This window comes from Parafrankia colletiae (genome assembly GCF_001854655.1).
In the GTDB taxonomy this organism is placed as follows: domain Bacteria; phylum Actinomycetota; class Actinomycetes; order Frankiales; family Frankiaceae; genus Parafrankia; species Parafrankia colletiae.
Genome location: NZ_MBLM01000028.1, coordinates 1 through 9,181 on the forward strand (window position 1 = coordinate 1; position 9,181 = coordinate 9,181).

At 66.9% G+C, this 9,181-nt stretch carries 8 protein-coding genes; 5 read left to right on the forward strand and 3 right to left on the reverse strand.

Annotation, left to right across the window (positions count from 1 at the left end):
• Positions 1 to 73: 73 nt before the first annotated feature.
• The gene (locus CC117_RS05450) at positions 74 to 1,258 is read left to right on the forward strand and encodes a thiolase family protein (protein ID WP_071082665.1); all 1,185 of its coding nucleotides are present in this window, start codon (positions 74 to 76) and stop codon (positions 1,256 to 1,258) included.
• 180 nt (positions 1,259 to 1,438) lie between these two features.
• On the opposite strand, the gene CC117_RS34210 is transcribed toward CC117_RS05450, so the two are convergent.
• Both CC117_RS34210 and CC117_RS05460 read right to left on the reverse strand, forming a co-directional pair.
• The gene (locus CC117_RS34210) at positions 1,439 to 1,993 is read right to left on the reverse strand and encodes a TetR/AcrR family transcriptional regulator (protein ID WP_084131560.1); all 555 of its coding nucleotides are present in this window, start codon (positions 1,991 to 1,993) and stop codon (positions 1,439 to 1,441) included.
• A 308-nt stretch (positions 1,994 to 2,301) separates the two neighbouring features.
• A complete protein-coding gene (locus tag CC117_RS05460; RefSeq protein WP_071082667.1) occupies positions 2,302 to 2,961 on the reverse strand; it encodes a TetR/AcrR family transcriptional regulator in 660 nt (219 codons plus the stop codon).
• A gap of 471 nt (positions 2,962 to 3,432) precedes the next feature.
• Here CC117_RS05460 and CC117_RS05465 point away from each other — a divergent pair, with 471 nt between their 5' ends.
• The 4 genes from CC117_RS05465 to CC117_RS40345 all read left to right on the forward strand — a co-directional run bounded on the left by CC117_RS05465 (position 3,433) and on the right by CC117_RS40345 (position 8,478).
• Positions 3,433 to 5,001, forward strand: a complete 1,569-nt coding sequence (locus CC117_RS05465) for an ABC transporter substrate-binding protein (protein WP_084131567.1) — start codon at positions 3,433 to 3,435, stop codon at positions 4,999 to 5,001.
• Between the two features lie 164 nt (positions 5,002 to 5,165).
• A complete protein-coding gene (locus CC117_RS05470; protein WP_071082669.1) occupies positions 5,166 to 7,448 on the forward strand; it encodes an arylsulfatase in 2,283 nt (760 codons plus the stop codon).
• Between the two features lie 314 nt (positions 7,449 to 7,762).
• Positions 7,763 to 8,125, forward strand: a complete 363-nt coding sequence (locus tag CC117_RS40340) for a YidH family protein (protein ID WP_084131564.1) — start codon at positions 7,763 to 7,765, stop codon at positions 8,123 to 8,125.
• 14 nt (positions 8,126 to 8,139) lie between these two features.
• Complete coding sequence (locus CC117_RS40345) at positions 8,140 to 8,478, forward strand: DUF202 domain-containing protein (protein WP_407673477.1); 339 nt, start codon at positions 8,140 to 8,142, stop codon at positions 8,476 to 8,478.
• A 105-nt stretch (positions 8,479 to 8,583) separates the two neighbouring features.
• On the opposite strand, the gene CC117_RS05475 is transcribed toward CC117_RS40345, so the two are convergent.
• Positions 8,584 to 9,181 (reverse strand): cytochrome P450 (locus CC117_RS05475; protein ID WP_131803014.1); only part of this gene is annotated, 598 nt, incomplete at its 5' end.

The following is a 9,181-nucleotide window of genomic DNA, read 5'->3' on the forward strand; positions in this document are numbered from 1 at the left end:
GATGGCCCGGTGGGGACCAGGGGCGTGTCCGAACTCTCCCATTCGCGAGTTCCGACACGAGGAAGGTGCACCAGTGAGCCAGGCGGAGCGCCGGGCGGTGATCTCTGGCATCGGCCAGTCGGAGGTGGGGCGGCGCCTCGGCCGTGACGGCCTCGACCTGACGATCGACGCCGCCCTCGCTGCCATCGCCGACGCCGGGCTCACCGTCGCCGACATCGACGGGCTTGCCACGTACCCGGGCGGGATCGGCGGCTTTTCCGGGTTCTCCGGCCCCGGTTCGCCAGCAGTACACGACGCGTTGCGCCTGTCGCTCAACTGGCACAGCGGCGGTGGCGAGGGTCCCGGCCAGCTCCAGGCGGTGGTCAACGCTGTCATGGCCGTGGCGACGGGCCTGGCTCGCCATGTGCTGGTCTACCGCACAGTTACCGAGTCGACTGCACAGGGCGCCGGTGGCCGTCCCGGCATCGGGGCAGGGGACCTGCACGCTGTGGGGGCGCACCAGTGGTCGTTGCCCTTTCGGGCCTTCTCCGCCGCGAACTGGCTGGCGCTGTACGCGCAGCGCCACTTCGACCAGTTCGGAACGACCGAGGAGCAGATGGCCCAGATTGCGCTGAACGCTCGGCGTAATGCGGCCCTCAACCCGAAGGCGGTGTTCCGCCAGCCGTTGACCATGGACGACTACCTCGCAGCAAGGATCGTGTCATCCCCGTTCCGCCTCTATGACTGCGACGTCCCGGTCGATGGATCCACCGTGCTGGTCGTGTCCGTGGTCGAGCACGCGGCCGCCGTCGACCACCCAGTAGCGCGCGTCGAGGCCGTCGGCACAGCGCTGCGAGGCCGGCCGTCGTGGGAGCAGTGGGAGGACCTGACGACGATGCCGGCCCGCACCTCCGCCGACCACATGTGGTCGCGTACCGACCTGCGACCGGCTGACGTCGACGTCGCCCAGCTGTATGACGGCTTCAGCTGGCTCACCATGTCGTGGCTGGAAGCCCTCGGATTCTGCGAACATGGCCAGAGCGGCCCTTTCATCGAGGGCGGTGGCCGCATCACGCTCGACGGAGTGCTACCACTCAACACCAACGGCGGTCAGCTTTCCGCCGGCCGACTCCACGGCTACGGCTACATCCACGAAGCGGTGCTCCAGCTACGGGGCGAGGCGGGCGCCCGGCAGGTACCAGGGAGGCCAGAGGTGGCGGTGGTGTCCAACGGTGGAGGGCCGATCTCGGGGTGCATGCTGCTCACCAGGAACGCATGAACACCACCGTCGATGCCCCCAGGCACTGCGAATCGGAGTCGGGGCCGTCAGCCGGGTCCGCCGGTTACTGGCCCGCTTGGAGCATGCCGTCCTGACCGCCGCCATCCTGGAGTCCTCCAGGCGTATGGGGACGGCCCGAACAGACCCTTGATTACCGGCCGGTCGCCCTCAGTGTTCCACTCAGCTCTGCGGCAGCCGTAAGGCGGACCGCGCGAACCGGATGGYCTGTGTCCTCGCGGCCGTGCGATCACGATGGCGAGCGTGCGGTGAGGCGGCGACGCTGCTGATCACCGCGAACAGGCCCAGCGCGTCAGCGGCCGGTGTCGGTGAGAACAGGACATCCGCCTCGTGCCCTGCGCGTAGGACCTCGGCGAGCGGACGGGAGACAATCCAGTGCATCTCCGCCAGGTCCTGCCCGATGCTGTAGGTGCCGAGCGTGATCGGAGTGATGAAGAGGGCCATCCGGGCCGCACGCTTCGGCTCGTAGAACAGGTCGAGCACGCCGTCGAGCCATGCCTCCACCGCGGTCACCGGATCGGCGCAACCTGAAATGGCCTGTTTCAGCCGATTTTCTACGGACGCAGCATCTCGCCGGATAAGCGCCCCAAGCAGCACGTCTTTCGAGTCGAAATGTCGATAGAAGCTGGTGGTCGACAGGTCCGCCTCATTCAGAACATTAGCAACGGACAAATCGAGGTAACCGTCACGGCTCATGACGCGGACAGCCGCTTCCATGATTATGTTTCGTTCGGTGTCGTCGTCAAAACGCCGTGGGCGTCCAGATCTGCCCGAGGCCCCAGCGCTCGGCTTACTCAAGACTTGCCTTCCGACGAGTGGACGCAGGTGAGGCGCAGTCTACTTACCTGAGGCAGGCGAGAGATACCGCCACCGACCGGAGAGCAACCTGTGGTGGCGGGCCTGTCGCGTCCCGTCACCACGGCGGCCGAAGTGGCTACTGCCACCGCGACCTGCGGTGGCAGTAGCCACCATGACTGGCCGCCTTGGCAGGGGTGCTGTCGATGCCCTGGAACGAGCTTGTGCCCCTAATCCTTGCTGGGCGTGGTGTGTGGCGCCGAAAGCAGGCCGACCATACCATCGAGGAGATCTCCCTCGACCATTTCCTGGGTGAGTCCGTCGTCCTCGCCCGCGGCGACGCAGGCCTGGCGGTTAGCGATCGTGTTCACCATGAGTTCGATGGCCATGAGGATTCGATGCTCACGTAGCGAGTGGGGTATGTGGCCAAGGGCGGCTCTGATGCTTTCGCCCGCGAGCCGGGCACTCATAGCGCCAGTATGAGTGGCAGAGTCTGCCGCCGTTTCGAGCGCGCGGCGGTGGTTCATGAGGCGGGCAAGGAAAGCCACGTAGTGGGCCGCCTCTGGACCTAGCTCGAAGAGTGGGCGGGCCATTGCCTCAACTAGGGACCGGAGATCGTTCTGTCGGCCCTCGCGGTGAAGCGCTTCGAGGATCTCGGTCCGGTGGGCGTTGATCGCGGGCAGTCGGTGCTCGAGGATCGCCTGGAGCAGGGCCGTCTTGGAGCCGAAGTGGTACTGCACCACGGCGGGGTTGCGGTGGCCTGCCTCGTTGCCGATCTGCCGCAGGGACACGCCGTCGATCCCGTGGGCCGCGAACAGTCGCTCCGCGGCCGCGAGCAGCTCGAGGGGAGTCCGGTCGCGGACCGACGGCGGTGGAGATGCCCCTGTCATGCGAGTGATCCTTCCACGAGTGTCCAGTGCGCCGTTGACACCCCCACGTTACACGTGTTTTATTCTAAAACATCTGTCTACTCGGCGGGAGGCTGCATGGCTGCACCGCGGACGGGCCCCTGGCCTTGGCTCGCCGCCGTCTGTCCGTGGATTGGTGGGGTGGCACCGCACCTGCGTCGGGTTCGGTGACGTCGAAGTGCGCCGCTTCGACCACTTCCAGAGACAGGTGATTCATCGTCTCCGTGTCGCCCGTCCGTCCGAGGAACGGTTCCGGCGTCGGAGTTCATCGTGTATGCCCTGAGTTACCGGGAATGCGGCACTCCCCGTTGTGGGAAACATCGAGACCTGCCATTTGTTGTCCGGGCTCACTCGGCTTTCCGGGGGCGGGTGGGATTCTCTGATGCTTGCACCGGCATGATTCGGCACGTCCGACGGGAGAGCTGGCTCCCGCATTTCGAGAAGAGACTGAAGATGTTTCGTGGAAAAAAGTTACTTGCCGCTGTGGTGGTCTGTGCCGCTGCTCTAAGTTCAGGCGCCTGCGGTGGTGGTGACTCTGCCGGCCCAGAGCAGGCATCTGGTGCCTCCGGCGAGCCGGTGGTCGGCGGAGCTGCCAGTATCCTCACGCTGAGTGAGCCACGCAGCCTGGACCCGGCCGCGCTCGGTAACGCTTACGCGACCACCGGCCTTCTGGGTAACGCCCTCTACGGCACCCTGATGACCGATGACGAGTCGGGCGAGGTGCGGTACTCGATGGCCGAGTCCTTCACCAGCACTGACGGCGGAGCCACCTTCACGCTGAAGCTGCGCCCAGAGTTGAGATTCTCCGACGGAACCCCGTTGGATGCCGAGGCGGTGAAGTTCAACTGGGATCGGATCAAGGACCCGGCCACCGGGTCGGTGAACCTCGCCGAAGCATCGATGATCGCGTCGTCCGAGATCGTCGATGGCGTCACCCTGCAGGTCACGATGGCTGCTCCTGCCCCGAGGTATGCATACTCCCTGTTGGCCTCGACGATGAACTGGATCGCTTCGCCTGAGGCGCTGCGGGCTGGCAAGGAGGCCTTCGACCGCAGCCCGGTGGGTGCCGGCCCCTACCGGCTGGAGCGCTGGACCCGGCAGGCGACCATGGATCTGGTTCGCAACGAGCGCTACTGGGACGCACCGAAACCCTATCTGGACCGGTTGACGCTGCGTGCGGTCAGTGACGGCAGCCAGCGGTACAACACGGTCCTCAGCGGGGGAGCCGACCTTGCTGTCGAGGGCAACTGGGCGAACATCGACAAGGCGAGGCAGGCGGGTCTGCCGACCGACGTGATGGAGCTCGGTGGTGGCGTCTTCGTGGCGATGAACACCCGCCGAGCCCCGTTCGACGACGTCCGCGCTCGTCAGGCGGTCGCGGCTGCCCTTGACCTGGAGGCGCTGAACCTCGCTGTCTACAACGGTGTGGCGCTGCCCGCGCGGACCTTGTTCGGCGAGAGCTCGCCCTTCTACTCCGACACTGCTCTGCAGACCACGGACAGCGAGAAGGCACAGCGGCTCTTCGATGAGCTCGCGCGCGAGGGCAGGCCGGTGTCGTTCACCTTCACCAGCTCGCCTGGCACCGAGAACCGGGCCATAGCGGAGAACATCCAGGCTCAGCTCAGCAGCTATGACAATGTCAGCGTCAAAATCAAGATTGCTGAGATCGCCGAGCTGATCAGCCTGCGAACATCGCACGACTTCGACGCGACCGTCTCGTCCACGTTCTTCCGCGACCCCGAGCCCCGCCTGTCGCCGGCCTTCAGCGGCGACACGCCGGCAAACGTGAGCGGCATCGCCGACCAGCAACTTACACAGGCCCTGGACGAGGGCCGGTCCGCACCCACGCAGGAGGACCGCCGGGATGCCTACGACCGGGTGCAGCAACGGTTGACCGCGCTGACCCCGGTGATCTTCACGGCCCGAGCGGCACCCGGCGTCATCTCGGCCCGCGATGTCGGCGGCGTCCAACAGTACGGGCTCGGATCGCTGCTTCCCGAGGAGCTGTGGATCCAGAAGTAGGAGGGGCAAGCGGCGCCGCGCGGCCTGTTCATCCCACGGGCCGCTCGGCCCAGCCCAGCTCAGCCCAGCCGGATGGCGGATCGCAGCGCAGGCTCTCGGCCGGCGCCGGCGCCGGCGTCCGCTCCCATGACGGCTGGGTCCGCCCCGATCCACGAGGAGAACCAGTGTCTGTACCCACCAGCCCGCAGTTGGGCCTTTCGGTTGCCGACAGCGTCCCGCAGTATCCGGTGTCCCCGCGGCCCGCCGACGGCGCCCCCAACGTCGTCGTCGTGCTCTTCGACGATATGGGCTTCGCCCAGCTCGGCTGCTACGGGTCCGACATCCGCACGCCGAACATCGATCGGCTGGCGGCCGGGGGGCTGCGCTACAACCGAYTCCACGTGACATCGCTGTGCTCGCCGACCCGGGCCAGTCTGCTGACCGGCCGCAACCATCACGCGGTCGGCATGGGCTTCCTCGTCGACATCCCTCTGGCGTTCCCGGGATACACCGGGAGGATCCCCCGATCCGCTGCCACTCTGCCGCGGATCATGCGGGACGCCGGCTACAACACCTTCGCAGTCGGGAAGTGGCACCTGCTTCCCCGCGGGGAGCGCTCGCCGGCCGGCCCGTTCGACCGCTGGCCCCTCGGCCTGGGATTCGAGCGCTACTACGGGTTCCTGCAGGGCGACACCAATCACTGGACACCCAACCTGGTCTCGGACAACCAGTACATCGACCCGCCGGCACGGCCCGAGGACGGCTACCACCTCACCGAGGACCTCGCCGACACCGCCATCCGGATGGTGACCGACCAGCAGCACGCCGCACCCGGCAAGCCCTTCCTCCTCTACTTCTCCCTGGGCGCGATGCACGCACCCCACCAGGTCGCACCGCAGTGGTCCGATCCCTACCGGGGTCAGTTCGACCTGGGCTGGGACCGCTGGCGCGAGCAGGTGTTCGCCCGTCAGGTCGATGCCGGCGTCGTGCCGGCCGGAACCGTCCTCACCGAGCGGCCGTCCTGGGTGGCGGGATGGGACGAACTGGCCCCGGACGCCCGGCGGATGCACGCCCGAGCCCACGAGGTGTACGCGGGTTTCCTCACCCACGCCGATGCCCAGATCGGACGTCTCCTCGACGCCCTTGAACGCCTCGGCACGCTCGACAACACGATCGTGCTGCTGATGTCGGACAACGGCGCCAGCGCCGAGGGCGGCCAACACGGAACCTTCAACGAGCACCGCTTCTCCTCCCGGCTGCCGGAGACGGTGGAGAGCAACCTCGCTCATCTCGACGACTGGGGCGGTTTCCACACCTACAGCCACTACTCGTGGGGATGGGCATGGGCGGGCAACACGCCGCTGCGGCTGTGGAAGCGCTACACCTGGCTCGGCGGCACCCGGGTGCCGATGATCGTCCACTGGCCTGCCGGCATCGCCGCCAGAGGCGAGAGCCGCGACCAGTTCTGCCACGCCGTCGATGTACTGCCCACCGTCCTCGACGCCTGCGGCATACCGGCCCCTGAGATGGTGGACGGAGTGTCCCAGCAGCCCCTGGACGGTGCCAGCTTCGCGGCGAGCTTCCACACCGCCGACGCGCCGGCCCCCCGATCCACCCAGTACTTCGAAATGCTCGGCTCCCGCTCCATCGTCAACGGCCGCTGGAAGGCGACCACCGACCACGTGGCGAAAGGCGTGGTCGACGAAGAAGAACTCATGAACGGCAGCCGTGACTTCGCCGCCGACCACTGGTCACTGTTCGACATCGAACAGGACTTCTCCGAGGCGGTGGACCTCTCCGCCGAGCACCCCGAGGTCGTCCGCCGACTGCAGGAACTGTGGCTCCTCGAAGCCGGACGCAACAACGTCATGCCGATGTCGGAAGGCCTCACCGACCGAACTGGGGCGATCATTCCCCGGGACTACCCCATTGGCAACCGGGCTGTGTTCCGGCCAGGCGGGTCGCCGATCTCCGAGGAGGCCCTACCGATGCTGCCCTTCGGCTTCCGGATGTCCGTCGACGCCGACGTGACACCCGAAGCCGAAGGAGTACTCTTCGCCCTCGGCGACTGGAACGGCGGATATGCGCTCTACGCAGTCGGGGGCATACTCCGCTTCACCTACTGCCCCGCCGGCGAACCGATCACAGTGGCAGCCACACACGCTCTCCCATCCGGCCTCCACCGCCTGTCCATCGCCTACGAGCCCGGCGAGGGCCCGGGGGGAGGATTCACCCTCGCCTGCGACGACGACGTCCTCGGYACCGCCACCACGACCGTCGCGATGCCCTTCGCCCTGCAACACGGCGGCACACACCTCTACCTGGGCCGCGACCGCGGCTTCCCGGTATCCGAGGACTACACACCCCCGTTCCCCTGGAGCGGAGAGATCCACCAGATGACCGTGGAGACACCCGGGCCCAACCGCCCAGGAACCATCGAGGTACGCACAGCCCTCCACGCCGACTGACCAGACCAGACCCGCACGCCGGCCAGATCGGTTCACATATGCGCCATGCCTGGGCCCGTGGTCGGCGAGGACTCCCTGCCGGCCACGGGCCCAGGCGTTCACTGCATGACCGACGAAAGTCCCCCGTCAGGAGATGTGGACCATCTACGGACTTTCCCGATCGGGCCGGCTGAAATTGTGGAATTCGCCACCGTTTTCCAAACTGGTACATTCGAGGAGGTAGGGCGCTGGTCCTGCGGACCGCGGCCATCTTGGCCGTCGGGATTGTTGTCTGCTGCAGGTGACGCCTGGGATTCGTCGGGACGGAGCGACGCATGATAGGTAGTAGAGTGCGCCGAGCATTGTCTGAGGGGGCGGATCCGGATCCTCGTTTCACGCTCGCGAACGAGCGCACTTTTCTGGCCTGGCTGCGATCCGGGATCGCCTTTATAGCGGCCGGAGTGGGGGTGGACGCAGTTGCTCCAGAAAATATCCCGGCGACGCTCAGCAGTATACTTGCCGCAGCTCTCATGACGGTTGGTGGAGTAATCGCGGCGGACGGATTCCGGCGGTGGCTACGGACCGAACAGGCACTCCGGATGAACGGGGCGCTTCCCGTTCCAGTGGCTGTGCCGGTACTGTCCGTTCTGACCGGTCTCATTGCAGGGATCCTGGTAGCGGCGGTCGTCCTGCAGTGAATGCCTCGCATGGTGTGTCCGGGCCGAGTGTCGCGGTAGGGCCACCGACCCGTGACCCGGGACTCCAGCCCGAGCGGACAGCGTTGTCGTGGCTTCGGACATCACTCAGCCATGTGGCGCTCACCTTGCTCCTCGTCCGCTGGACTGCGGACGGAGGCAGGTCCATTGCTCTGGTACTCCTGGCTGTAACGGCTATTCAGGCATCTGCGAGCCTGGCTTGTGTGTCCTGCCGATCGCGGTTGCGTATTCAGGACATCAACGCCACGACAGCCATGCCGGTGGCCGTCGCGACATCGGCTGCCGCTGTCTTCACAGCTGCAGCGTTCGCGTTGGCCGCAATGGTGCTTGGATGAAACAATCGGCCACCGGAGTCGTGGGCCGCTCCTGGTACGGGACCCGGCTCGGCGAGACCGTCCGCCGCGTCGCGGCACCACTTTTCGGTGATCACATGGCGGCTTTCACCGGGCGCTGTCCTCCACGAGGTCGAACTCCAGGTGAAKGCTGGTCAGCCCGCGCAGGATGAAGGTGGGCATGTAGTCGTAACGACGGTTGTCCGCCGGCCCGTGTACCCGCTCACTGATCCGGATGTCGGTGGTGCGTTCGAGGAGCCGTTCGATGCTGGCGCGGGCCTCGGCGCGGGCCAGCGGCGCGCCCGGGCAGCTGTGGATGCCGCGTCCGAAGGCCAGATGCTGGCGGGCGTTGGTGCGGGCGACGTCGAACGTGCCCGGGTCCTCGAACCGGCGCGGGTCGCGGTTCGCGGCGCCGTTGACCACCATCACCGTGGTGCCGGCGGGGAGGTCGACCCCGCCGACGGTGACCGGGATCCGGGAGAGCCGGAAGTCGCCCTTGACCGGGCTCTCCAGGCGCAGGGTCTCCTCGACGAAGTTCGGGATGCGGTGGCGTTCCGCGCGCAGCTGGCGCTGTAGGTCGGGGTCCTCCACCAGGATCTTCAGCGCGGAGCTGAGGAGGCGGACGGTGGTCTCCTGGCCTGCGGCGAAGAGGTTCGCCGCGACCCTGACCACGTCGATGACCGCCGGGGTCGATCCGTCCGGGAAC